The 25105-nt window shown below is 66.9% G+C and carries 23 protein-coding genes; 7 read left to right on the top strand and 16 right to left on the bottom strand.

The genetic code is table 11. The features are described from left to right. Window positions 1–30: 30 nt before the first annotated feature. Entirely contained in the window at window positions 31–1299 is a 1269-nt protein-coding gene (locus tag BEMPMBAN_RS28890) for a saccharopine dehydrogenase family protein (RefSeq protein WP_159234903.1), read from the bottom strand. A gap of 10 nt (window positions 1300–1309) precedes the next feature. Continuing rightward, entirely contained in the window at window positions 1310–3304 is a 1995-nt protein-coding gene (locus BEMPMBAN_RS28895) for a S9 family peptidase (RefSeq protein ID WP_159234904.1), read from the bottom strand. Between the two features lie 176 nt (window positions 3305–3480). Between BEMPMBAN_RS28895 and BEMPMBAN_RS28900 the strand changes: the two genes are divergently transcribed. Together BEMPMBAN_RS28900 and BEMPMBAN_RS28905 are read left to right on the top strand one after the other, a co-directional pair. Continuing rightward, the gene (locus BEMPMBAN_RS28900) at window positions 3481–4818 is read left to right on the top strand and encodes an ammonium transporter (RefSeq protein ID WP_159234905.1); all 1338 of its coding nucleotides are present in this window, start codon (window positions 3481–3483) and stop codon (window positions 4816–4818) included. Beyond that, the gene (locus BEMPMBAN_RS28905; RefSeq protein WP_159234906.1) at window positions 4819–5037 is read left to right on the top strand and encodes a hypothetical protein; all 219 of its coding nucleotides are present in this window, start codon (window positions 4819–4821) and stop codon (window positions 5035–5037) included. It begins immediately after the preceding gene. 101 nt (window positions 5038–5138) lie between these two features. On the opposite strand, the gene BEMPMBAN_RS28910 is transcribed toward BEMPMBAN_RS28905, so the two are convergent. Genes BEMPMBAN_RS28910 through BEMPMBAN_RS28920 form a run of 3 tightly spaced genes read right to left on the bottom strand, consistent with a single transcriptional unit; the run spans window position 5139 to window position 7643 of the window. Further along, window positions 5139–6116 carry a heme-dependent oxidative N-demethylase family protein gene (locus BEMPMBAN_RS28910; protein WP_200846163.1) on the bottom strand — a complete coding sequence of 326 codons (978 nt, stop codon included), beginning with the start codon at window positions 6114–6116 and terminating at the stop codon, window positions 5139–5141. Window positions 6117–6144: 28 nt separating this feature from the next. Further along, window positions 6145–7101, bottom strand: coding sequence for a PDR/VanB family oxidoreductase (locus BEMPMBAN_RS28915; protein ID WP_159234908.1), 957 nt, complete (start codon window positions 7099–7101; stop codon window positions 6145–6147). Continuing rightward, complete coding sequence (locus BEMPMBAN_RS28920) at window positions 7098–7643, bottom strand: dimethylamine monooxygenase subunit DmmA family protein (protein ID WP_159234909.1); 546 nt, start codon at window positions 7641–7643, stop codon at window positions 7098–7100. The genes BEMPMBAN_RS28915 and BEMPMBAN_RS28920 overlap by 4 nt, the downstream gene beginning before the upstream one ends. 139 nt (window positions 7644–7782) lie before the next feature. Between BEMPMBAN_RS28920 and BEMPMBAN_RS28925 the strand changes: the two genes are divergently transcribed. Further along, window positions 7783–8940, top strand: a complete 1158-nt coding sequence (locus BEMPMBAN_RS28925; protein ID WP_159234910.1) for an FAD-dependent oxidoreductase — start codon at window positions 7783–7785, stop codon at window positions 8938–8940. Window positions 8941–9017: 77 nt separating this feature from the next. Here the strand turns inward: BEMPMBAN_RS28925 and BEMPMBAN_RS28930 are convergent, their stop codons facing one another. From BEMPMBAN_RS28930 to BEMPMBAN_RS28960, 7 genes are all read right to left on the bottom strand, one after another. Beyond that, window positions 9018–9533: a transglycosylase family protein gene (locus BEMPMBAN_RS28930; RefSeq protein ID WP_159234911.1), complete on the bottom strand. Its 516-nt coding sequence runs from the start codon at window positions 9531–9533 to the stop codon at window positions 9018–9020. A 219-nt stretch (window positions 9534–9752) separates the two neighbouring features. Beyond that, entirely contained in the window at window positions 9753–10076 is a 324-nt protein-coding gene (locus BEMPMBAN_RS28935) for a transglycosylase family protein (protein ID WP_159234912.1), read from the bottom strand. 948 nt (window positions 10077–11024) lie between these two features. After that, window positions 11025–11627 (bottom strand): molybdenum cofactor guanylyltransferase, encoded by a 603-nt coding sequence (gene mobA / locus BEMPMBAN_RS28940; RefSeq protein WP_159234913.1) that lies wholly within the window; start codon window positions 11625–11627, stop codon window positions 11025–11027. A gap of 34 nt (window positions 11628–11661) precedes the next feature. Continuing rightward, window positions 11662–12744 carry a 2-oxoacid:ferredoxin oxidoreductase subunit beta gene (locus BEMPMBAN_RS28945; protein WP_159234914.1) on the bottom strand — a complete coding sequence of 361 codons (1083 nt, stop codon included), beginning with the start codon at window positions 12742–12744 and terminating at the stop codon, window positions 11662–11664. Then, window positions 12741–14723, bottom strand: a complete 1983-nt coding sequence (locus BEMPMBAN_RS28950; RefSeq protein WP_159234915.1) for a 2-oxoacid:acceptor oxidoreductase subunit alpha — start codon at window positions 14721–14723, stop codon at window positions 12741–12743. The genes BEMPMBAN_RS28945 and BEMPMBAN_RS28950 overlap by 4 nt, the downstream gene beginning before the upstream one ends. 316 nt (window positions 14724–15039) lie before the next feature. Beyond that, window positions 15040–15864: a PfkB family carbohydrate kinase gene (locus BEMPMBAN_RS28955; RefSeq protein ID WP_159234995.1), complete on the bottom strand. Its 825-nt coding sequence runs from the start codon at window positions 15862–15864 to the stop codon at window positions 15040–15042. A gap of 115 nt (window positions 15865–15979) precedes the next feature. Further along, the gene (locus tag BEMPMBAN_RS28960; RefSeq protein WP_159234916.1) at window positions 15980–16984 is read right to left on the bottom strand and encodes a LacI family DNA-binding transcriptional regulator; all 1005 of its coding nucleotides are present in this window, start codon (window positions 16982–16984) and stop codon (window positions 15980–15982) included. Between the two features lie 168 nt (window positions 16985–17152). Between BEMPMBAN_RS28960 and BEMPMBAN_RS28965 the strand changes: the two genes are divergently transcribed. Genes BEMPMBAN_RS28965 through BEMPMBAN_RS28980 form a run of 4 tightly spaced genes read left to right on the top strand, consistent with a single transcriptional unit; the run spans window position 17153 to window position 21211 of the window. Further along, entirely contained in the window at window positions 17153–18316 is a 1164-nt protein-coding gene (locus BEMPMBAN_RS28965; protein ID WP_200846151.1) for a phytanoyl-CoA dioxygenase family protein, read from the top strand. After that, window positions 18313–19341, top strand: a complete 1029-nt coding sequence (locus BEMPMBAN_RS28970; protein ID WP_159234918.1) for a Gfo/Idh/MocA family protein — start codon at window positions 18313–18315, stop codon at window positions 19339–19341. Before BEMPMBAN_RS28965 ends, BEMPMBAN_RS28970 begins: the two co-directional genes overlap by 4 nt. Continuing rightward, the gene (locus tag BEMPMBAN_RS28975) at window positions 19338–20210 is read left to right on the top strand and encodes a sugar phosphate isomerase/epimerase family protein (RefSeq protein ID WP_234897757.1); all 873 of its coding nucleotides are present in this window, start codon (window positions 19338–19340) and stop codon (window positions 20208–20210) included. Before BEMPMBAN_RS28970 ends, BEMPMBAN_RS28975 begins: the two co-directional genes overlap by 4 nt. Continuing rightward, the gene (locus BEMPMBAN_RS28980; protein ID WP_234897758.1) at window positions 20207–21211 is read left to right on the top strand and encodes a Gfo/Idh/MocA family protein; all 1005 of its coding nucleotides are present in this window, start codon (window positions 20207–20209) and stop codon (window positions 21209–21211) included. Before BEMPMBAN_RS28975 ends, BEMPMBAN_RS28980 begins: the two co-directional genes overlap by 4 nt. Window positions 21212–21453: 242 nt before the next feature. Here BEMPMBAN_RS28980 and BEMPMBAN_RS28985 read toward each other — a convergent pair whose 3' ends face one another. The 4 genes from BEMPMBAN_RS28985 to BEMPMBAN_RS29000 form a co-directional block, all read right to left on the bottom strand. Beyond that, window positions 21454–21933 (bottom strand): SRPBCC family protein, encoded by a 480-nt coding sequence (locus BEMPMBAN_RS28985; protein ID WP_159234920.1) that lies wholly within the window; start codon window positions 21931–21933, stop codon window positions 21454–21456. Window positions 21934–22000: 67 nt separating this feature from the next. Next, window positions 22001–22825 carry an ATP-binding cassette domain-containing protein gene (locus BEMPMBAN_RS28990; RefSeq protein WP_159234921.1) on the bottom strand — a complete coding sequence of 275 codons (825 nt, stop codon included), beginning with the start codon at window positions 22823–22825 and terminating at the stop codon, window positions 22001–22003. Window positions 22826–22829: 4 nt separating this feature from the next. Further along, window positions 22830–23888 carry an ABC transporter permease gene (locus BEMPMBAN_RS28995; protein ID WP_159234922.1) on the bottom strand — a complete coding sequence of 353 codons (1059 nt, stop codon included), beginning with the start codon at window positions 23886–23888 and terminating at the stop codon, window positions 22830–22832. Next, window positions 23888–24874 carry a substrate-binding domain-containing protein gene (locus BEMPMBAN_RS29000; protein ID WP_159234923.1) on the bottom strand — a complete coding sequence of 329 codons (987 nt, stop codon included), beginning with the start codon at window positions 24872–24874 and terminating at the stop codon, window positions 23888–23890. Before BEMPMBAN_RS29000 ends, BEMPMBAN_RS28995 begins: the two co-directional genes overlap by 1 nt. Between the last annotated feature and the right edge of the window lie 231 nt (window positions 24875–25105).

Raw genomic sequence — 25105 nt, forward strand, 5'->3', positions numbered from 1 at the left:
GACGCCGCAAGCGGGTCACCGCCCCACCGGTCAGTCCAGCCGTGACGTCTCCAGCGACACCCCGGCCGCCGGGAACCGAGCCAGCAACGCGTCACCCATAGCGGCCGCCGGTGTCAGCACCCCCCGCAGGTCAGAGAGTCGATCACGGTCCAGCGCCAGCGCCAGTCCGCTCTCGCCCAGCAACACCGACGTCGCCTTGTAACCCGGGTCACCCCGCTGCGACATCCGCGCCAGATAGCGGGCACCCGTGGAGGTGGTCGTGTACGTCTCGACGGTGTAGTGCCCCTGTTCCCGGGTCCGTTCGCTGGGCCCGGTGCCCACCTTGGGCAGCACTCGCTCGAGCAGGCCGCGGGGCACCCGGTCGAGGAATCGACTGCCCAGGCCCATGGTCGCGACGTTGCCGCCGGTCGCCATCGCCGCGGCCAACGGGGCCACCACGGAACGTCCGACGCTCATCTGTTCGGCGTACTCGAACCGCCTGCCGTAGGCGTAGTCCAGCAGCGCATTGCTTCGCCGGACGATACGGGTGTTCGGGATGGCCATCGCGAACGCGCCGACCCAGTACCCGTCGAGTTCGGGGGCGATATCGCGCCCGCGCCGCCACCGGGCGTCGGGCTGGGCGCCGAGTTCCGGCTCCGCTGAGCGGTCCGGTGTCAGCGTGTACGGATCGTTGAGCAGCCGCCGCGCCTCGGGGTCGGCGGAGGCCTCCCGGGCCAGCTCGGTCATCGACGCCACCGTGCCGCCGGACACACCGCCCGCGAAACGGCGCACCACGAAGTTGGTGTCACCGAGCTGCCCGGTGCCGTCGCGCTCGGCCTGACGGTACAACGCGAACACCGTCAGATCCGAAGGGATGGAGTCGAACCCGCATGAATGGACGATCCGGGCGCCGGTGTCGGCTGCCTGCTTGTGGTACAGGTCGATGCCTTTGCGGATGAACAACGGCTCGCCGGTGAGATCGGCGTAGTCGGTGCCCGCGGCCGCGCATGCCGCCACCAGAGGAAGGCCGTACCGCAGGTACGGCCCGACGGTGGTGATCACCACCCGGGTGCGGGCCGCCATCGCATTCAGCGTGGCCGGCTGCGAGGCGTCGGCGGTGATCAGCGGCCAGGATTGCGCCGCTTCCCCCAGCGCGTCGCGCGTTGCGAGCAGCCGGTCTGCCGAACGGCCCGCCAGGGCGATGCGGGCGCTGCCGCCGGCGGCGGCCAGGTACTCGGCGGTCAGCTTGCCGACGAATCCGGTGGCGCCGTAGACGACGACATCGAACTCGCGATCGGCTTCGTTCTCCGGAGAGGTCATGACGCCGACGCTACCCGAGCATCTCGGGCAACTCGACGTCCTCGCCGAGCACATGTGTGGACAGGAAGGCGGTCACCACCTGGTACCAGATCTTGGCGTGCTGCGGGTTGAGCACCCAGTGGTTCTCGGAGGGGAAGTACAGGAACCTGTGGGCGGTCGATCCGTCGTCGCCGGCGGGCAGCGCCGATCGGCTCAGCAACTCGTACCACAGTCGAAGCGCCTCGCCGATCGGCACCCGGTAGTCCTTGTCGCCGTGGATCACCAGCATCGGCGTGGCGATCTCGGAGACGAACAGGTGTGGTGAGTTCGCCGCCGCCATCTCAGGTGTCATCTCCCTGGCCCACCAGTACGCGCCGTCGGTGGTCGAGCCGAACTGGTCGAGAGCCCACAGGCTCGCGTGGGTGACGATCGCCGAGAACCGGTCGGTGTGCCCGGCGATCCAGTTGGCCATGTATCCGCCGAACGAGCCGCCCATCGCCGCGGTGCGGGCCGGGTCGACGCCGGGGTGCGCGCAGGCCGCGTCGGTCGCCGCGAGCAGATCTGTGTACGGTGCCGAACCCCACGCGCCCCAACCCCGTTGGATGAAGTCCTGGCCGTAGCCGGTCGACAGAGCCGGGTCGGGTAGCAGTACCGCGTAGCCGCGGGCCACCATGATCCACGGGTTCCACCGCCAATGCCAGGCGTTCCAGCTCGCCAGCGGGCCGCCGTGGATCCACAACAGCAGAGGGGCCGGCGCATCGTCGTCGCAGCCGTGCGGCAGCGCCAGCCAGGACCGGACGGACTGCCCGTCACCGGCGACTGCCGTCACCTCGGTCAACGTGCCAGGCAGTTCAGGCATCGGCAGGCACGGCAGCTCGGTCACCGTCCCGTCCGCGTCGATCCTCACCGGATGCGGCGGTGTCGTGTAGGAGCTACGGAGTGCGAACAGCACCCCGCCGGGAGCGGGGCGTACGTCGGAGTAGGTGAAGTCGTCCGCCACGATCGGGCGCACCGCGCCGGAGGCCGGATCGACGGCGAAGAGCGGACCGCGCCCGTTGTCGTCTGCGGTCACGATCAACGACGAACCGTCCACCGACCACGCCACCGACGTCGGCCACCGGTCCCACTGTGCCGTCAACTCGACCGGCTCGCCGTCGAAATCCATGAGGCACAGCGTCGTTCGTGGCGCCTGGTGCGGAGTGGAGATCGTCTCCCGGGTGAACGCGACCGACCGCCCGTCGGGTGAGATCGCCGGTAGTCCCAGATCCGCGTCGGCGTCGTCGACGATGACCGAGCGCTGCGCGGTCGCCACGTCGATGCGGACCAGAGTGCTCCGCACCGCCGCTCCCGGCGCCGGCCGCTGCCACGCGGTCACCACGAACGCACCGTCGCCGCTGATGTCGAAATCCGCGTGGCGCAGGGCATCACCGGGGTCGGGGGTCAGGTCACGTCCGTCGGCGCTGAACAGGTGGGCGCGCTCGGGGCCGAGGTCGTGGTCCCAGTGCCTGACCGGATAACCGGCGTGCAGCACCGCGGAGACCTTGTGGTCTTTGCGCGCTTTCCGCAGCTGCTTGTCGTGGTCGGTGTCGGTGGCCGACGGCAACACCGCCGACGAGACCACGATCTCGACTCCGGATCTCGCCGGCGCCACCGCGTCGACGCCACCGGGCAGTGCGGCCGCCTCGACCGCTTCGCCACCGGCCGCGGGTAGTCGCCACAGCGATTTGGGTGGTGTGTCGTCGTCGGGGGTGGGCCGGGCGGCGACGAACAGCATGTCGCCGTCTGCAGTGAACGACGGTGACGACTCCCCTTTCTCCCCGTGCGTGATCCGCCGGGCCGGCTGCTGTCCACGCGGGTCGAGTTCCCACAGCGAACTGACGAACTCGGTGCCCTTGGAGTTGAGGGTGGCGACGGTCGTGACGACCCGGGAACCGTCAGCAGACACCGCAAGGCCGGACACCCGCGGGAGAGCCAAGAAATCGTCGAGGTCGCCGAAAGGTGTCGCGGATCCCGCGGTCGAGGCCATCTGCACTTCGTAACACACGCCCCCGCACGACTTCACGCGGAATTAACACCCCTTGACAGGTGGGACACATTCCCACCGTTAGCGTCAAGCCTCGTACACCGTCAGTACCTCGAGAACACTCCCGATAAACGCAATGGCCCAACCAGCCATCCCCAAACCACACGGTGGAGGTCCCCTTGACACCCGAAGTCGAGGACGCGATTGCGTCCATGGCGGCAGTCAACAACGAGTTCTTCTATTGGATGTCCATCGCGTTGATGATGCTCATCCACGCAGGCTTCCTGGCCTACGAAATCGGTGCGTCGCGTTCGAAGAACGTCCTGGCGACGGCGATGAAGAACCTGTTGGCCTTCGCCACCATCATCGCGTCGTTCTTTTTTGTCGGCTGGTTCCTGTACAACGCGATGCCCACCGGATTCATCGAGTTCAACGACGCCGCCAAGGCAGCCCTGCCGTGGAGCGACAACATGGGCCCGAACACCGACGATCCCGCGAGCGGCATCTTCTGGGGCGCGTTCGCTCTGTTCGCCGCCACCACCGGTTCGATCATGTCCGGGGCGGTGCTCGAACGCATCCGGACCAGCGGCTTTCTGGTGCTGACCGTCTTCGTCGGCTCCGTGGTGTGGATCATCGGCGCGTCATGGGGGTGGCACGGCGCCGGCTGGATGCTGACCGAACTCGGTTTCCACGATGTCGGTGCGGCCGGTTGTGTGCACATGATCGCGGGCTTCGCCGCGCTGGGTATCCTGATCAACCTGGGGCCACGGATCGGCCGCTTCCTGCCTGACGGCACGCCGGTGACAATCCGTCCGCACAACCTGCCGTTGACCATGCTCGGGCTGTTCCTGATCTTCACCGGCTTCTTCGGCTTCCTGATGGGCTGTGTCATCTACGGACCCGGCGGCTACGCCACCATCTACGGAAGCCCGACGACGTTGAGCGCCTTCGCCTTCAACACGCTCATGGGCCTGGCCGGCGGCATCATCGGCGCCTACCTGACCTCCCGCGGTGAACCGTTCTGGACGATCTCGGGTGGGCTGGCCGGCGTCATCGCCGTCGCCGCCGGACTGGACCTGTACCACCCCGCGCTGACCTTCGTCATCGCGCTGGTCGGCGGCGGACTGATCCCGTTCATCGGCAAGCTGCTGGACAAGATGAAGATCGACGATGTGGTGGGCGCTGTCGCGGTGCACGGCGGCATGGGGTTCTACTCGCTGATCATGGCCGGCATCTTCCTCGCCGGTTACCCCAACACCGACGGCAACCCGTCGATCTCCTTCTGGGGTCAGCTGATCGGCGCCCTGACGTTCGCCGCACTCGGGTTCTTCCCCGCCTATCTGCTGTCGCTGGGCCTGAAGAAGGCCGGCCTGCTGCGGATTCCGCCGGAGGTCGAGTTGCAGGGCCTTGACCTCTCCGAGGTTCCGGCCACGCCCTACCCCGAGGGCATCCCGGTCACCGAGATGCGTTCCAGCAGCGGCACCGCGGTGCTCGTCCTCGGTGAGGAGGTGAAATAAATGTTCAGTCCGATCGACAGCTATGACGTGCCCGGTGTGGTGTTCACCTTCGGCGGCAACAGCTTCGGCACTTGGTTGTTCTTCATCCTCGCAGTGGTGCTGTTCGTCGGGTTCTTCGTCCGGATGATCCAGCACGAGAACCATGCCTACAAGGCGATCATCGAACACACGCCGGTCGAGAAGGGACCTGCGGCCGAGGGTGAGCCCCCGGTGTACTGACAGTTCGCGCGAGCGGGTGTAGCTCCCACTCGCGAGCAGACACAAAGTCGCACGGATCCACTCGGATTCGTGCGACTTTGTGTCTGCTCAAGACCGCCGGGTCAGTCTGCGTTGTGCAACCACCGGACGGCATGGTCACGGAACGCGATGATGCCCTTGTAGTCGGCCATGTCCCCGGGCAACTCGGCGAGCACCGTCGCTGCGCGCTGACGCCACGGTTCCACCGCCGCGACATCGGCGAGCGGCAGCATGTAGGTGCGGATCAGAAAGCAGATCGATCCCGATTCGGGAAGCCGGATGAGGTGCTGCACCTCGACCCGCAGGTGCACCAGCCGCCCGAAAACCTCGTCGGGGACCGTCTGGATCATCGTCCGGTCCGGGCCCCACTCGTGGTAGCGCTCGGTGGAGACATCGAGGCGTCTGCCGATGGTCAGCGTCCAGTTGGTACGCCGGTAGGTCTCGCCGGGCTGCAGTCGCATCAGGAACTCGCGGGCACGGGTGATGACGCCGGACTCCCTGAGCCGAGGCACTGGACCGTGGATCTCGAGGAACGTCATGCCCACGTCGAAACCGAAGGACCAGTCCGCGGCGAAGGTCACCACACCGGCATCACCGAAGAGGTCACCGTCGCGCTGGTCGAGCAGCACGATGTCCTCCTGTACCTGGCTCGCGATGTAGGCCAACGGTTCGGCGGGAAGCGTGGTCTCGTCCCCGACGACAAAATCCTGGCTGAGTCCCAGCCGGTCGTTACGCCAGTGCCACCCGGAGCCGCGGCGCTCCAACGACATGATCTCGGGGTATGCGGTGGCCATCTCGTGCATCAGCGTCAACATGGTGTCCCAGCAGGCCGGGCGCATGTGCGGCAGCACGGCGTAACGAGTCGGATCGGCGGCGAGAACCGCTGCCCGCTCGGCGAGTTCGTGCTCGTACTCGCTGTCGATGTCGACGATCCGCTCCCCCCAGCGGCCCGCGGGGGTGTGCACCACCGAGCCTGCCGGTTCCACGTTGGTGCTGTACCGGTAGCTGTCCGCAGCGAACGGGAACGGAAACGTCTCGATCAGGTCCGGCGCCGACAACAAGCCTTCAGCGTTCATGTGCTCACTCCGATCACAGGGTCAACTCCAAGGTGTCGCCGCTCCCCCGGGACACGCAGGCCATCATCGAGTCCCCCGAACACTTCTCCTCGTCGCTGAGATAGAGGTCGCGGTGGGTGATGGCGCCACCAGAGACCGGGACCCGGCACTCGCCGCAGACTCCGCGGCGGCACAGGCTGGCCACGTCGTAACCCCGGCTCTCGAGCGCCTCCAGCAGCGACACCCCGGGGTCGACGGTGAACCCTTCGCCGGTGGAGGCGACCCGCACGGCGAACGGCTCGCCGGGGTCCAGGGCGTCAGAGCCGAAGTGCTCCATGTGGATTCGGCTGCCCGGCCATCCCAACTCACCCGCGAGGGTGGTGACCGAGTCGATGAACGAGGCTGGACCACAGAGGTAGAGGTGGGTGCCGATGGGCTGGTCGGCGAGGCTGATGACGAGCTCGCTGACGAACTCGTCGCGGCGGGTGTGGATCGAGGCGTGGTCGGTGAGGGACAAGACGGTGTCCACATAGGCCGGCCGCTCTGCGCGATGGAGGTAGAGCAGCCGGGCGTCGCGGCCCCACAGCCGCGCGCTGCGCAGGTGCGACACCATCGGCGTGATTCCGATGCCCGCGGCCACCAACAGGTGCCTTCGGGCGCGCAGCACCGGGGCGAATGCGCTGCGAGGCGGGCGGGTGACCACGGTGTCACCCGCCGCCAGCTCGTCGTGGATCCACCGCGATCCGCTGGATCCGTCCGTCGCTGCGTCGCCGCACCGCAGCACCGAGATCACATAGGTCTCCGGCGAGATCCCCTCACCCGTCAGCGAATACGCATTGGCCGGCCGCCCCGGACCGCCGCACTCCACGACGATGTGACTCCCGGCAGGGAAGGACGGCAGCGGCGCACCGTCAGGATGGGCGAGCGTCAATGTGCGGATCCCGGCGATGGTGTCGTCGATGCCGGCGACGACCAGCTTCAGCGTGCTCACCGGGCGGCCTGCTCCTCTGCGTCGACCATGAACCCCAGGTGCGCACCCTGCCTGCGTGAGACGTGGTAGTACACCAGTAGGTTGCGCCCGCATCCGCGGCACGGCAGCACGTCTTCGAGTTCCACGGTCGCGGAGGTGACGGTCCGGCAGTGCACGCACTGCACCGAACGCGACGCCACATCGGTCGAGGCCACCGTCATCTCGTCGTCGGCGATCCCCATCTCCATCGCCAGCGCACGCACCCTCAGGCAGGCGTGTGCCGGGCCTGCGACCATCAGACGCCATCCGACTCGGGCGTCGGCGAGGTCGGCGAGCAGAGCTGTGCGCGCCGCCCCGTCGTCGCCGTGCAGGGCGACCTGGTGGATCCGCACTGTGGATTCCGATCCGGTCACCGCGATCTGCTCGGACCACCCACCCGCGACCTCGGCACCGGCGGGGCCGAAGGCGATCACGGTCCATTGGCGACCGGACAGGTCGGCGTCCGGCCGCGTGACGACGGTGCTCCAGGCGGGCACGCTGGTCAGCTCGAGGGCGGGTCCCATGAAACCTCCGGTGTACACCTGTAGTTGACCTGGTTGCCCTTCAGGAAACCAGGCTTGCGTTTCGCGGATGTGACCTGACTGTCTCGTCTGCTTGACGTGTGTGCCCGAACCGGCCACTGCCGCCGGATAAAGTCGGCGGATGCCTGCCCACATCACGGTGATCGGTGCCGGTATCGCCGGGTTGGCCACTGCCGTCGCGCTGCGCCGTGCCGGACACGACGTGACGGTGATCGAGCAACGCGCCGACGCGACGACCGGGGCAGGCATCAGCATCTGGCCCAACGCGCTGGCCGCGCTCGACGACATCGGCCTGGGTGACGCGGTGCGTGGCGCGGGGGGCAGGGTGACAGGCGGGGCTATCCGCTGGCGAGACGGCACCTGGCTGCGCCGCCCGTCGCCGCAGCGCATCGAGGACGCGCTCGGCGAACCACTGGTGGTGGTGCGGCGCCGCGCGCTGACCGACATCCTGCGGGCGGCGTTGCCCGCCGATGCGGTACAGACCGGACTCAGCGCGACCGGACTGATCATCGCTGCAGACTCAGTGCGACTGACACTGTCGGATTCCCGGGTTCGAGAGGTTGACGCGGTGGTCGGCGCCGATGGTGTCAACTCGATGGTGGCGCGCACCCTCAACGGACCGCTGTCCAGCCGCTACGTCGGATACACCGCGTGGCGTGGCGTGGCCGCGCATCGGCTGGATCCGGCGCTGGCCGGCAAGACGATGGGAGCCGGGACCGAGGTGGGGCATGTGCCGCTGGGACCCGACCACACCTACTGGTTCGCCACCGAGAGGCTGCCCCAGGGTTTCGCCGCCCCCGGCGGGGACCACGCCTATCTGACGGAGAAACTGGCCTCGTGGGCTGACCCGATACCGCGGTTGATCGCGTCGACGGATGCCGCGGATCTGCTGCGCAACGATCTGTTCGACCGGGCCCAGCCTGAGCACTGGTCGCGAGGCCCCGTGGTGCTCGTCGGGGACGCCGCCCATCCGATGCGTCCCCACCTCGGGCAGGGCGGGTGTCAGGCACTCGAGGACGCAGCGATCCTGGCCCGTTTCGTCGACCTGGCCGACGACCTCGCCACTGCCTTCGAGCGCTTCGGCCGCTTCCGCAGGCGGCGGGTCCGTCCACTGGTGCGGGAATCGGCGACGATCGGCAGGATCGTGAACCTACGTCCGTCGTTTCTCAGCGCCGCCGCCAGTCGGGCCACCGCGCTGATCCCCGAGAAAGCAGTGACGTCGCACCTGGCGTCGATCGCGGCCCGCTCCGCTTTTGTCCCGCCGTCCGTGGCCGACTGAGCTTGTCGTCAGCGCGCGGAGCGCGGTGCCCTCAGCGCGCGGAGCGCGGTGCCCTCAGCGCGCGGAGCGCGGTGCCCTCAGCGCGCGGAGCGCGGTGNCNTCAGCGCGCGGNGCNCGNTGCCCTCNGCGCGNGGANCGAGCAGGCCGCCGAAGACCGAGGTCGGCATGCCGGCGCACCCGGTCGCCTTCGCGGGAACCGTGGCCGGGGCCGGAGAAGCAGGGGCGGTGGGCGCGTTGCCCCACACCTGGGCGGCCATCCCCTTGGCGCCGCACTTGGGCCAGGCCTTGATGCCCTGGGTCCGCAGGACGTTCTCGGCGACCCGGATCTGCTCAGAACGGGACGCCGTCGCCGGGTTGCCCACGCCGCCGTTGGACGACCAGGTCGCCGGCTTGAACTGCAGACCGCCGTAGTGGCCGTTGCCGGTGTTGATCGACCAGTTCCCGCCGGATTCGCACTGCGCGATCGCGTCCCAGTTGACCGAGTCGGCGTGCGCGGTGGCGGTGGAGCCGTCGAGTGTCATCGGGATGACGGCGAGCGCTCCGGAGATCGCGGTGGCCATCAGGCCTTTGGTGACAACCTTACGAATGTTCATCTCTGCGGTCCTTCCCCGACCGTTGTGACTCAAGGCCCGCAAGTGAAGTGGTGGCGCGCTCTCACGCTGCGGTTATCCGGTCTGTCGGGTGACGAGGATCACCTGTTACGCAGGAGGTGAAAGTTTTAGTAGTTGCTTATCTGACGTAAGAGACCCCTGAGAAGAAAGGGGCGGCGCCGGCGTCTGCCGGCACCGCCCCTTTTCAGGTGAGTACGGGGGTCAGCCGCGTCCACCGCAGGTCGGCCATGCGCCGATGCCCTGCGTCTGCAGCACGTTCTCGGCCACCCGGATCTGCTCTTCGCGGCTGGCATGGTGGGGCGAACCCGAGCCGCCGTTGGACTTCCAGGTGCCCATCGCGAACTGCAGGCCGCCGTAGTAGCCGTTACCGGTGTTGATCGACCAGTTGCCGCCCGACTCGCATGCCGCCACGGCATCCCAGTTGACGCTGTCCGCATTGGCGGTACCGATCGACACAGCCATCGGCGCAACGGTCAGCGCTCCCGCGATGGTGGCCAGACCAAACGTCTTGCGGATGTTCTTCAACTTCGATCCTTTCGCCAAGCGCGCGCCATCAGCGCCCGCACATGGGCGGGCACGGTGCCTGGAGTCAGGCAGGTTGATTGGGTCGCGCCGTCTCGGTCGGGCACGACAGGGGGGCGGATGTCACCTCGCCGGAGTCTCGGACCCGACGACCGGCGGGAGGCTGATCGCCTCCCGCAGGCCCCACGCACGCAGGTTCGTGGTTTTGAATTATTTGCTCCGTAGAGGCTGTTTGGGACCGTACAAAGCACTTCGCGCAAAGTCATATCGCCTCACGTCGTGTCGCACGCAAATAACGGAATGATCACAGCCGCATTCTTCGGTCGTTCGCGCAGGTCAGCTGGCGGTTTGTCGCCGGCGTAGAAACCTGCCCACCCCGGCACACACGTGAGTCAGATCACCGGTGATTTGTGAGCTGGAACACCGTCTAGGAGGTGCGGAAGGGGTATGGCAGACACGTTGACGCAGATCGGCATCACCAAACGGACGGCCGTGGCGTGTCAGACACCACGCGTGGCACGACATCGCCTCAACACCGGTCGACGATGTTGTGCCACAGGGAATTCGCTGGACAGAGAAGTGGCGCCGAGCACCGTCGACCCCCCGTCGCACAGGCCCGTCTATTGACGTTTTCTGGTTGTCCGGCAACGCCTTTCGGGTGCATTCGGGGCTAGGAACCACCCCGCTGCGGGCAGCCCATGCTCGTCCGACGGCCCCGACCGCACATTCAAGCCATCTGGACAGCGGATTCGCGTACCTCCGCGACGTTTTCACCCAATTCGACGATCAACACCGTTGCGGGACAAGCCCTTCTGGCCGGTCACGCGCAGCGAGACGCCGCAGCCAATTCTTCTGTGGTGTTCGCTTATCACGAAAATAATACGCACTAATTCGGTGGCATGAATAGGAGAATTGAGTGTGAGAATTCAGTGCTGATCACAAATGAATTTGCTAGACCAATCGCGGGGGGATCACGGCGTCCAGATCGGCCATCGTGTTCACGTTCGTCAGGGCGGGCTGCTCGGGCATCACGATCCGCTGGGTGTCGACGGCCACCGTGAGGGACCGCATGCTTCGCTCTCCGGACGCGACGAGCGCCTCGATGGTGGTGAACAGGGCGGTGCGGTAGATGCCGGCCAGGTAGTGGTCGCGGCCATCCCACGGCAGCACGACATCGGCGCCCAGGCGTTCGGCCGGCCCGGCCAAAGTGTCGATCAGCTCGGTGGTCAACTCGGGCATGTCCACAGCACAGACGAAGGCGTGCTCAAATCCGGCCTCCGCCGCCGCGCGCAGTCCCCGACCGGCGGCGAGCAGCGGACCCACTCCGCGTACATCGTCGCGGAGCACGAGTGCGGGGAGTTCGGGCAGCCTCTGGCCGGGCGCGGCGATCACGTAGACCGGGGCACATCGCATCGCCACGATCGAGACCACCCGCTCGACCAGCGTGGTCGGGCCGGCAGCGCTTTCGAAGGGCAACGTGGCCTTGTCCCGGCCCATCCGCCGGGAGGCGCCGCCCGCAAGTACTACGGCGGCCAACGGCAGGGACGACGTCACATCGGTGACGTTAGCGCACTGTGTCGACCGTCAGTCAGTCAACGGTCCAGGTGTCTTTGCCCCGGAGAAGCGACTGCAGTGCCGCCGTGTCGTGGGCTTTGGCATCACGCGCCGCGGAGAGCTGCTGACGGGCTGCGTCGTCGTAGGTCGGCTTGCTCACCTGACGGAAGATGCCCATCACCATGTGATCGAGGTTCTGCTCGGACAGCCGCGACAATGCGAACGCATATGCCGGGTCCTCGAGCTGTGCGTCATGGATCACGATCTCGGCGGCGGGCACATCGGCGGTCTTGGCGACCTCGAGACCGTAGCCCGATTTCACCACGCAGTATTCACCGTCGGCGCCGAAGGTGATGGGCTCACCGTGGCTGAGGTTGATCAGCCGCTCTTCGGCGCCTTCCTTGCGCAGCGCGTCGAATGAGCCGTCGTTGAAGATCGGGCAGTCCTGCATGATCTCGACCAGTGCCGCGCCCCGGTGGGCGGCCGCACCGCGCAGCACCTCGGACAGGCCCTTGCGGTCGGAGTCCATGGCGCGGCCGACGAACGTGGCCTCGGCGCCCAGAGCCAGCGACACCGGGTTGAACGGGTAGTCGAGCGACCCCATCGGGGTGGACTTGGTGACCTTGCCGACCTCGGAGGTGGGCGAGTACTGGCCTTTGGTGAGCCCGTAGATCCTGTTGTTGAACAGCAGGATCGTGATGTTGATGTTGCGTCGCAACGCGTGGATGAGGTGGTTGCCGCCGATCGAGAGCGCATCACCGTCACCGGTGACCACCCACACCGACAGATCTTCGCGGGCCAGCGCGAGTCCGGTGGCGATCGTCGGCGCCCGGCCGTGGATCGAGTGGAATCCGTAGGTCTCCAGGTAGTACGGGAACCGGCTCGAGCAACCGATACCGCTGACGAACGCGATGTTCTCGCGACGCAGCCCCAACTCGGGCAGGAAGTTGCGGATGGTGTTGAGGATGACGTAGTCACCGCAACCCGGGCACCAGCGGACCTCCTGGTCACTGGTGAAGTCCTTGGACTTCTGCGGTTGGTCCGTCGTCGGCACCAGGCTGGTCTTGGTCAGACCGCCGGGGGTCAGCCCCAGATCGCTTCCTACCAGGTCAGTCATGCGTTCGCTCCCACACCAGTTGCGTCGTCGGCCACTGCGGCCGGATCCTCGATGGTGGCCGCCGCCAGCCTGGCGAATTTCGCCTTCTCGAGTTCTTTCTCGCCGAGTGTTCCGTCGAGCGCGGCGTCGATGATGCCCTCGACCTCGTCGGCGAGGAACGCCATGCCCTCGACCTTGGTCACCGACTGGATGTCCACGAGGTACTTTCCGCGCAGCAGCAACGCCAGCTGCCCGAGGTTCATCTCCGGCAGCACCACCGTGGAGTACTTCGCCAGCACCTCACCGACATTGGCCGGGAACGGATTCAGGTTGCGCAGATGCGCCTGGGCGACCTTGATCCCTTTGCGCCGGGCGCGCCGGCAAGCCTCGCCGATGGGGCCGTAACTGCTGCCCCAGCCGAGCATCAGCAACTCGGCCTCACCGCTGGGATCGTCGACCTCGAGGTCGGGGACCTTGATGCCGGCCACCTTCTCCTGCCGCAGCCGAACCATCAGGTCGTGGTTCTTGGGCTCGTAGGAGATGTTGCCCGAGCCGTTGGCCGCCTCGAGGCCACCGATTCGATGTTCCAGACCGGGGGTGCCGGGTATCGCGAACTGCCGGGCCAGGGTCTCCGGGTCGCGGGCGTAGGGCGCGAACGGCTCGCCGGTCTTGGCGAAGGTGTGCCTGATCGGCTCGTAGCTGGTCACGTCGGGGATCCGCCACGGTTCGGAACCGTTGGCGATGGCGCCGTCGGACAGAATCATCACCGGCGTGTGATAGTGCACCGCGATGCGGGCGGCTTCCATGGCGATGTCGAAGCAATCCGACGGCGACCGCGGCGCCAGCACGGCCACCGGTGATTCACCGTTGCGCCCGAACAGCGCCTGGAGCAGGTCGGCCTGCTCGGTCTTGGTGGGCAGCCCCGTCGACGGTCCGCCGCGCTGCACGTCGATGACGATCAGGGGCAGCTCGGTCATCACGGCCAGTCCGATCGCCTCGGATTTCAGCGAGATGCCCGGTCCCGAGGTGCTGGTGACACCCAGCGCACCGCCATAGGACGCGCCGATGGCCGCACCGATACCGGCGATCTCGTCCTCGGCCTGAAAGGTCAGGACGTTGAAGTTCTTGTGCTTGGACAGCTCGTGGAGGATGTCGGAGGCGGGCGTGATCGGGTAGGTGCCCAGCACCACCTGGATGTCGCTGAGGTGGCCTGCGGACACCAACCCGTAGGCCAGCGCGGTGTTGCCCGAGATCTGCCGGTACTCGCCGGTCTTGAGCTTGGCCGGCGAGACCTCGTAGGTGGTCGCGAAGGCTTCTGTCGTCTCACCGAAGTACCAGCCGGCCTTCAGCGCCAGCACATTGGCCTCGGCGATGTCGGGCTTGCGGGAGAACTTCTCGCGAATGAACGACTCGCTGTGTTCGAGTTCGCGCCCGTACATCCACGACAACAGGCCGAGCGCGAACATGTTCTTGGCTCGCTGGCCGTCCTTCTTGGTGGCGCCGATGGACTCCACGGCGCCCAGTGTCAGCGTGGTCATGGGCACGGCCTGCACCACGTAGTCGGACAGCTCGTCGGTCTCCAACGGGTTGGCGCTGTAACCGACCTTGGCCAGGTTGCGTTTGGTGAACTCGTCGGAGTTGGCGATGATCAGACCGCCGTGGGGCAAGTCGGAGACATTGGCCTTCAGCGCGGCCGGGTTCATCGCGACGAGAACGTCGGGACGGTCCCCGGCGGTCAGGATGTCGTAATCGGCGATCTGGATCTGGAACGAGGAGACACCGGGAAGAGTGCCCTGGGGCGCGCGGATCTCGGCCGGGTAATTCGGTTGCGTGGCAAGGTCGTTGCCGAACAATGCAGCTTCGGAGGTGAAGCGGTCACCGGTGAGCTGCATACCGTCGCCGGAATCGCCGGCGAAGCGGATGACGACCTTTTCGAGCTTCTGCCGCGGGGCGGGATTTGTCGCGGCGCCGTCGCCGTTGGCTGTGCCGTTCTGACCCACGACCCTGCCTTTCGAAATCTAGTCAGGCTGCGCCGGTCCGGGTCGCAGATAGGGCTGCGAGCGCACGGCGCACCGTCGAACAAGTTGTACCCAATTGTTTCTGTCACCGGGAGTACCGATTATTGCACTTCTCTTAGGCTGCCCTGAAAGCGGCACACCCGTTACCGGCACGTAAAGAAGGATCGAAGTACCAGTTCAGGTGCGTGAAGCCGGGTGACGTGCGACAAATTTGTGGTTTTCGTCACGTTTTCGAGAACGACGTTCTCTAAGATTGCGGTTACTCGTCAGTAGCCGCCTGCGAGCAGCGTCGGGGGCCTCAGCCGAGTTGAACCGACCGGACCTGACGCCGCTTCTCGAGTTCGCCGGCGACGAGGTCGCTCGCCAGTTCGGCAGCCCGTCGCGGATCCGCTCCCGCGGCGCGGTTGGCCACGTAGCACGCGGTGAACATGTCGCCGGCACCCGTGGTCTGCACATCCAGCACCCGCCACGCAGCGGGAACGCGGGTGATCTCCCCGTCGGTGTAGATGTGGCACCCCTCGGAGCCGTAGGTCACCACGATCTCGGGCACCCCGAGCCGCTTGGCCACCTCCGCATCGAAGGGGCCGTCGGCGACGACGATGGCTTCGTCCTCCGCGAGCTTGAGGACGTCGAGGTGGTCCAGCAGGCCCGCGGGAAAGTGGCGATCCTCCACCAGCGGGCCCAGCCGATCGGCGCGCACCAGCCCCTGGCCGTCGTAGGCCACCCGGTGGCCGCGGTCGGAGAGCAGCTTCAGCGTTTCGGCCGGGAAGTCGGTGCGCAGCAGCGGGGCGAGGTGCACCCAGGTGGTATCGGGATCGGCGGCCTCGACTTCGGCCTGACCCCAGACGGGACCGATCGCGTCGACCGACATGTGGCGATGGTCGACGTCGTCGTAGTCCAGTCGAAAGGCGCTCGTCCGGTCCGACGGCAGGACCCGGATCAGGTCACCGAAACGTTCGAGCAGCGCATCGAACAGCGAATGATCCTGCTCAGCACCCATCGCGACGATCCGACCGGGCACGCCCGAGGCCTCCAGCGCCACCCCGGCGAAGGACGCGCAGCCACCGGGACTCCGGGGCGCACCGTCGATGACATCGATGGCCAGGTTGCCCAGCACGGTCACACCGTTGATGAACTCTTGCGGCACCGATCGTTTCCCTGATCTAGGTCGTCGGCGCGTTTTCGACACCGTGGGGCGAGATGTTATCGGGGAAAGGCCGGTTTCGACGATTTTGCGGTCACGCCGGCAGGTTGTGGGGAGTGATGACCTGAATCGGGACCGGCCGTGCCGGCTCCGTCGGCAGAGCGCCTCGCTCCTGCAGGATCAACCGCAACGCCAGCCTCGCATCGGCACGCAGGTCGTTGTGCAACACCGCGGAGATGTGCCCCTCCCGCAGCAGTCTCCGGTTGTCGGCGTCGAGGTCGTGGGCGACAAAAACCCGGCATGCCCGCCCGAGTTTCTCGAACGCCGCGACGGTCGCGAGGTTGCCGCCGCCGACGGAGTAGACGGCCTCCACCGCAGGGTGGCTCTCGAGCGCCTCGAGGACCAGTCGTTCGTTGGTCGCGTCGATGCCATCGCTGTCGCTGACCTCGACGATTCCCCGGCCGGTACCGCGCAGCCCGGACCGGAACCCGACCTCGCGCTCCCCCTCGCCGCGGAACACCGTCTGGCTCAGCGTGATGAGGACATCGGCGGTCGCGGGTCCCAGCCACTGGTCCACCAGGTACGCGGCGGTCAGCCCGGCACCGTGGTTGTCGATGCCGACGTAGCCGCAGCGCGAGCTCGCGGGCACGTCGGTCGCATAGGTCACCACCGGCACCCCGGCGTCGACCAGGCGGTCGATCGCCTCGGCCACCTCGGGCTGATCCTGGGCCTTGAGCACTACCCCGTGACTGCCGCGCAACCGCCGCAGCGCCTCGACCATCTGTGCTGTCGAACCCGACTCCCACAGGTGGAACCGGGCCCGCAGCATCGCCGGTGCGAACGCTGGCAGTTCTGCTTCGACCGCCGCCCGGAACGCGTCGGAGAAGCGCCGCGGGGTCTGCATGACGATGTCGACGAGGTACCGGCGTCCGTTGAGGCGTAGCTGTGCCCGCTGCTTGTCCAGGTCGGCGATCGCCTGGTGGACCTCAGCGACGGTGTTCTGGCGGACCCCGGGGCGGTGGTGCAGCACCCGGTCGACGGTCGCCTCACTCAGACCGGCTTGCTGGGCGATCTCGCGGACCTTGTAGCGGTGCGACACTTCACCTCCCCTCCTGCGCCTGTGCCGCTTCTCCCGCGAGCAGACGCAAAGTCGTCCACTTTGACCTCATATCGCACGAGTTTGCGTCTGCTCGCGGTCACTGAATGAGGTGTTTTTGATGGATTCATGCCGTTGATTGCGGTGCCGATCACAGCAAGACTAGCTGCCATGGGAGCACCAGTGCGCGCGACTCCGGCACCGTGGCTGGACGAGTCCGACTTCGACCTGGACGCGTTTCGCGCCGAGGTGGAACGCGACACCGACCTCGGCGACTATCCGCTCGCCGACGACGTCCGCAGCAACGTCCTCGTCTACACCCCAGACTCCATGGCCCGCGGGGACCGGCGGGCGCTGCAGTCCGAACTCATCCGGGCCCTCGGGGACGGCCCAGGGGTGGTCGTGTTCACCGGGGCATTCGATGCCGAGGTCGTCGATCGCGCCAACGACGCGTTCTTCGCGCTCATCGAGGCGCAACGGGCGAACGGGGTGGCGGCCGGCGATCACTTCGGCAAGCCGGGCGCCAACGACCGGATCTGGAACGCGGCCCAGAAGTTGGCGCTGCACAGCCCCGCGGTGTTCGCCGACTACTACGCCAACGACGTACTGGCCGTGATCTGCCAGGCGTGGCTGGGGCCCCGCTATCAGGTGACCTCTCAGGTCAACGTCGTCAATCCCGGCGGTGCGGCACAGGTTCCGCACCGCGATTACCACCTCGGCTTCGTTCCCCCGGAACACCTCGCCGGCTACCCCGCGCATGTGCACCGCACATCGCCGGTGCTGACGCTGCAGGGAGCGGTTGCCCACTGCGACATGCCCGTTGACAGTGGGCCGACGATGCTGCTGCCGCACTCGCAGCGTTTCGCCGGGGGCTACATCGCGTTCAACCGGCCCGAGTTCGTCGACTACTTCGCCCACCGCCACGTCCAGCTGCCGCTGCAGAAGGGTGACGCGGTGTTCTTCAACCCGGCGCTGTATCACGGTGCAGGCGCCAACATCTCGCCGAGAATCCGGCGCATCGCGAACCTACTGCAGATCTCCTCGCCGTTCGGACGGGCGATGGAGGCGCTGGATCGCACCGCGATGGTGCGTTCGGTCTACCCCGCCCTGCGGGCGATGCAGGCAGCCGGACGGTCTCACCGAGAGCTGGAGAACGTGGTGGTCGCCACCGCGGAGGGTTACGCCTTCCCCACCAACCTGGACAGCGATCAGCCGATCGGCAGCCTGGCACCGGCCAGCCAGGTGGACGTCGTGCTGGATGCGCTGGCCGACGACCTCCCCCCAGAGGACCTCGACGTCGCACTCGGCGACCAGAACGAACGGAGAATTCCATGACCACCCTCGGCCTCATCGGGCTCGGCCGCATCGGTGCGTTCCACGCCGAGACGCTGACCAACCTGCCGGATGTGTCCGGCCTGGTGATCACCGACGAACGGCTTGACGTCGTCAAGGAGGCGGCAGCGAAATACGGTGCCACACCGGCCGACTCGGTCGAGGAGCTACTGTCCTCGGGAGTCGACGGGGTGGTGGTCGCGGCGGCCACGCCGGCACACGCGGAGTTGACGCTGGCGGCCGTCGACCGCGGCCTGCCGACGTTCTGCGAGAAGCCGATCGCGGCCAGTGCCGCCGAGAGCGCCCGGGTGGCTGAGGTGATCGCCCGCTCGGGTGTTCCGGTGCAGGTGGGCTATCAGCGTCGCTTCGACACAGCGTTCGCCGCCGTCAAACGCGCGGTCGAGGACGGCTCGCTGGGCGCGCTGCATACCGTGCGCAGCACCACCATGGACCCCGCTCCCCCGCCGATGGACTACATCAAGGGCTCCGGCGGCATCTTCCGTGACTGCGCGGTTCACGATTTCGACGTGTTGTGCTGGATCACCGGGCAGAACGCCGTCGAGGTGTACGCCACCGGCAGCGTCCAGGGAGATCCGTTGTTCACCGAGTACGGCGACGTGGACACCGCCGCCATCGTGGTGCGGTTCGACGGCGGCGCGCTCGGAGTGGTGTCCGCGGCGCGGTACAACGGACGCGGGTATGACTGCCGACTCGAGGCCCACGGGTTCGACGACACGGTGGTCGCAGGTTGGGATCAGGGCGCTCCCGTTCGCAACGGCGACCCACGCTTCTCCTCTCCCAACGACTTCCCGACCGGACCACCACACCACTTCTTCATGGACCGCTTCACCGAGGCCTTCCGCACCGAGCTGAGCGGTTTCGTCGATGTGGTTCGGGGAGGGCCGAATCGGGGCGCCACCGTCGCCGATGCGGTCGAGGTGGCATGGATCGCCGAAGCCGCCACAGAGTCACTGCGCCGGGGCGTCCCGGTATCGCTCGAGTCGGTTCGAAAGGAGACACAGAAGTGAAGTTCGCAGGTGCACCGATCTCGTGGGGTGTGTGCGAGGTCCCCGGCTGGGGCCATCAGCTGACGCCGGAGCGGGTGCTGGCCGAGATGCGTGAGGTCGGCCTGTCGGCGACCGAGACAGGGCCGCAGGGGTTTCTGCCGTCGCAGCCCGAGGAGTTGACGACGCTGTTGGGCTCCTACGGACTCAGCTGTGTCGGATCGTTCGTCCCGGTGGTGCTGCATGACACCGCACACGATCCGGCGACCGACATCGCCGGGCCGCTCGAGTCGCTGGTGGCGTCTGCGGCGGATGTCCTCGTGCTCGCCGCGGCGACGGGGTCCGACGGGTACGACTCGCGCCCGACCCTCGACGATGCGCAGTGGTCCACGTTGTTGGGCAATCTGGACCGGCTGGCCGAGGCTGCCGCCGACCGCGGCATACTCGCGGTGCTGCATCCGCATGTCGGCACGATGGTCGAGAACCGTGCCGAAGTGCAACGCGTGCTGGACGGTTCGGCGATCCAGCTGTGTCTGGACACCGGACATCTGCTGATCGGCGGGACAGACCCGGTGCAGTTGGCACGAGACGTGCCGGGCCGGATCGCCCACGCCCACCTCAAGGATGTCGACGCGGCGATGGCCGCGCGGGTGCAGGCAGGTGAGCTGACCTACACCGACGCCGTACGTGACGGGATCTACACCCCGCTGGGCCGCGGCGACGTCGACATCGCCGGTCTGGTGACAGCGCTGCGCGCCAACGGCTACGACGGCTGGTTCGTCATGGAGCAGGACACCATCCTGGCCGGCGAACCCGCCGGCGAGGGCCCGATCGGCGACGTGCGCGCGAGTGTGGCCTACCTGCAGGACGTGTGCCGCGCGGTGGAGGTGTGAGCGCGGCTCCCGCAGCACGCCGACAGACCGGCGGCCTGCGAATCGGAGTGCTCGGCGCGTCCCGGATCGCCGAGTCGGCCATCGTCGGTCCGGCCAGGGAACTCGGTCACCGGCTGGTCGCAGTCGCGTCGCGTGACCCGTTGCGCGCCAAGGCGTTCGCCGACGCACACGGTGTGGAGCGGGTGCTGGCGTCGTACGGGGACGTGGTGAACGACCCCGAGGTCGACGTCGTCTACAACCCGTTGGCCAACGGGTTGCACGCACCGTGGAACCTGGCCGCAGTGGCTGCCGGGAAGCCGGTGCTGACCGAGAAGCCGTTCGCCCGGGACCGCGAGGAGGCACAGCGCGTGGCGGCGGCCGCAGACCAGGCTGGGGTGACGGTTCTGGAGGGGTTTCACTACCTGTTCCATCCCCTCACGCGTCGGGCCTTCGAACTCGCCGACGACGGATCCCTCGGTGAGCTGACCCATGTGGAGGTCCGGATGGGTATGCCGGCACCGCCGCCCGAGGATCCGCGGTGGTCGCTGGAGCTCGCCGGTGGCGCCCTGATGGATCTCGGCTGCTACGGCCTGCACGTCATGCGTCGGTTCGGCGCACCGAGAGTCGTCGGAGCCACGGCCGGACACTGCGAACACGCCGGCCCCGACGTCGATGCGCGGTGTGACGTGGAGCTGGAATTACCTGGCGGCGCCACCGGGTATTCGGCCAACTCGATGCTCGCCGACAAGCACTCGTTCACGCTGCGGATCGTCGGCACCCGCGGCGATGTGTTGGCGCACAACTTCATCAAGCCGCAGGACGACGACAGGCTCACCATCACCACCGAGGCCGGGACAACCGTCGAGCACCTCGGCAGCCGAGCGACCTACACGTATCAGCTCGAAGCCTTCGCCGCCCACGTCCAGCACGGCGCGCCGCTACCGCTCGACACCGCCGACGCCGTGGCCAACATGGGCCTCATCGACGACGCCTACCGGGCCGCGGGGATGAATCCCCGCTGAGCGTCGGCGGGCCGGTGGCTACCACGCGGCGAGTGAAACCGCGCCGCTCGTGCCAGCGCAGACGCAGCATCAACAGGTTGCGGTGCGCGCGCCAGCCTGCCGACAGCGGGTCACGCCATACCGGAACGGCAGGCGACTCGAAATCCCGATCCATGACCACCATTGTGCCGTGACCGGGCGGGGTCGGCCTGTCGACGCTGCGGACGATGCCGTGTCGAGACCGTGAACGTTGGCCTGCGGCCCTATGAAGCGTGCAGGTCGTATCGGTCGGCCAGCGAGGTCAAGGTGGACTCGATGCCCTCGGCGTTCTTCTTCTGCAAGCCGAGTAGTTCGATGACGATGGGCAGCTTGGCGGTGGAGTAGTCGAACGTCTCGGTCACCTTCGTGGTCGCGGGACTCACCTCGGCCAACTCCCAGCGCCAGCGGTGGCCGAGCGGATGTTGCCACTCGACGACCCGGTTCTCCTGCACCTCGGTGGCTGTCGAGGTGATCTTGTAGGGCAGGCCGTACTGCGTCATGCCGACGGTGAACTTGTCGCCCTCGGTGAGCCGGTCGGGACCCTTGACTTCGATGTCGCGCACCGTGCCGGACCCGTCGATCTCGGGATGGCGGTGAGGATCGACGATCATCGCGAAAATCTCCGCGATCGGGGCGCCGACCTGCACGCTGCGGCTGACGGTCTTCGGTCCTGCATCTTCGGTCTTCAGTGTTGACGGGGTCATTGGGGCTGCTATACCCGAATGCCCTGTCGGCCAATCGGCAGACAGGGCATTCGGCGCGCCGTTCCCGCTAGTTCTTGCCGCCCCGCAACTCGTGGGAGAGCGCCTCGAGCTCGTCACCGCCGGCCATCTGCTGTGTGAGGTGCTCGAGCGTGATCTCGTCGTAGGTGCAGTCCAGCTTCTGCCTGCCGCGGTTGAGCAGGACGAAGTGGTCACCGACCAGGTGCGCATGATGGGGGTTGTGGGTGATGAACACCACCCCGAACCCGGCCTCCTTGGCCGCGGTGATGTACTTCAGCACCACACCGGACTGCTTGACCCCCAACGCGGCCGTGGGCTCGTCGAGAATCAGTACCCGGGCCCCGAAGAACACGGCGCGTGCGATCGCGACACACTGCTTCTGACCGCCCGACAGCGAGCCGATCGGCACGTCGACGTCGGGCAGGTCGATACCCATCTTGGACAGTTCGGTCAGCGTCGTCGCCCGCATCGCGTCGGCGTCCAACGAGAACGGGAACGACTTCTTCCGGAGCTCCTGACCCAGGAAGAAGTTGCGCCACACCGGCATCAACGGCACGACGGCCAGGTTCTGGTACACCGTCGCGATGCCCTTCTCCAGCGCGTCCGCCGGTGAGCCGAACTTGGTCGGTTCGCCGTCGACGAGCAGTTCACCGTCGGTCTGCTGATGGAGCCCGGAGATGATCTTGATGAGCGTGGACTTTCCGGCACCGTTGTCACCGAGGATGCCGGTGACCTCGCCGGCGTGCACGCGCAGGCAGATGTCCTTGAGCGCGGTGATGTTGCCGTAGGACTTGCCGACGTTCTTCAGTTCGACAAGCGGCACGTTGCCGCCCGAAGGGGCGTCGCTGCTGGGTTTTTCGACTGTGGTGGTCACCGAGTCACCTCTTTGCTGCGTAGTTGCGGAAGGCATTGTTGGCGATCACCGCGAACAGCAGCATCGCGCCCAGGAAGAACTTGAACCAGTCGGGGTCCCAGCCTGCGTAGACGATGCCCTGGTTGGTCATACCGAAGATGAATGCGCCGATCGCGGCACCGATCGCTGTGCCGTAGCCGCCGGTCAGCAGACACCCGCCGATGACTGCGGCGATGATGTAGAAGAACTCGTTGCCGATGCCCTGGCCGGATTGCACGGTGTTGAACGAGAACAGCAGATGCATGCCGACGAACCAGGCGCAGAAACCGACGAACATGAACAGGCCGATCTTGACAGCCGTGACCGGAACACCCACGGCGCGTGCGCTTTCCTTGTCGCCACCCACCGCGAAGATCCAGTTGCCGATCTTGGTCTTGAACAGCACCCAGGTGGCGACGGCGGTGAAGACCAACCACCACACCACGGTGATGCGGATGCTCACGCCGAACACCGTGAACGACGAGGCGAACACCGCACGTGCCGAATCCCAGCCCTGCATGTCGCTGACGCTCTGGGTGGCGACCTGACCGGCGACCAACTTGGTGACGGCGAGGTTGATTCCGGCGAGCATGAAGAAGGTGCTCAGCGTGATCAAAAAGCTGGGGATCTTGGTCTTCATCACCAGGAAGCCGTTGAAGAATCCGACCGTCAATGCCAGGACCAGCGCCAACGCGGCGCCGACCCAGAGGTTCAGATGCAGGTTGTAGGCCAGCATCGACGCCGCCAGTGAACTGAACGTCACTGCCACACCGGTCGACAGATCGAACTCGCCGCCGATCATCAGCACGGCCACACCGCAGGCCATGATGCCGATGGTGGAACTGGCGTAGAGCACGGTGGCCAGCGAGGAGGCCTCGCGGAACGGTTCTGCCACGATCAGGAAGAGGACGAAGATCCCGATCGCGCCGATCGCCGCGCCCACCTCGGGACGGATCAGTAAGCGCTGCACCCGGTTACGTTCCTTGACCCGCTCGTCGCGAACCGCCTTGTGGGGCGCCACGTCCATCTCTGACTGGGTGGTCATCAGCGCGTTCCGTTCCTTGCGTATTCGGCCACCGCGTCGATGTTGGTCTGATCGATGAACGCCGGGCCGGTCAGCGTGGGCTGGCCTCCACCGAGCACGTTGCCGTTGCTCAGGTACAGCCACAGCGAGTCCACCGCGAGGTAGCCCTGCAGGTACGGCTGCTGGTCCACAGCCCACTGCACGTCCCCGGACTCGATGGCGCCGACCAACGCGGCGTTGGTGTCGAAGGTGCCGATCTTGGTTTCGCTGCCGGCCCTGTCCGCCGACTGAACCGCGGTGAGCGCAAACGGAGCACCGAGGGTGACGACGTAGTCGACGCTGGGATCCTGTTGCAGCTTGGCCGTGATCGTCGATTCCACCGACGGCATGTCCTTGCCGTTGACGTTGAGGACCTCGGTTGCCGGGAAGGTGTCTCGGACACCGGCGCAGCGCGCTTCCAGGTCCACATGCCCCTGTTCCTGGATGACACACAACGCCTTGGTCGCGCCCTCGGCTCGCAGTCGGTCACCGACCCCCTGTCCGGCGATGAAGCCGTCCTGACCGAAGTACTCCTTGACGCCCATCTCCTTCCAGGAATCCATGCCGGCGTTGAACGCCACGACCGGAATACCCTTCTCCGCAGCGGCATTCACCGCGGCCTGCATGGCATCGGGCTTGGCGAGCGTCACCGCGATGCCGTCGACCCCGCTGTCGATCGCGCTCTGCACCAGGTTGGCCTGGTTGGGCGCCTCCGGGTCGTTGGAGTACCGCAGTTCGATGTTGTCTTTCTTGGCGGCGGTCTCTGCGCCCTTGCGGACCAGGTCCCAGAAGGAGTCACCGGGCACCTCGTGGGTGATCATCGCGATCGTCATCCGGGGGGTGTCCACGGTTCCTCCGCCGGACCCGTCGCCGGATCCCTCTGGCGCTCCACCGGTCGAGGAACACGACACGATCCCCAACGCCAGGACGCCCGCTCCGGCCACCGCCGCGAGTCGCTTGAACGTCATTGTCTCTCCTTGTCCTCGAGATCGCCGCGACGCCTGCCGAACCACCCGGGTCCATGACGAGCGACACGCTTCTCTGGTGATGTAATACGCCTCACAGTGGAAAGTCAAGAGTTTGTCCTGACATTAGGACTGCAAGTCATTTGCGGGTTAGCATCGACGCAGATCACGGCACCGGCGGTTGAGCCGCGACACCGTCCGGCGATATCACCGCTGTGCACGAGATCGGCACGA

The organism is Mycolicibacterium austroafricanum, from assembly GCF_902705885.1.
In the GTDB taxonomy this organism is placed as follows: domain Bacteria; phylum Actinomycetota; class Actinomycetes; order Mycobacteriales; family Mycobacteriaceae; genus Mycobacterium; species Mycobacterium vanbaalenii_A.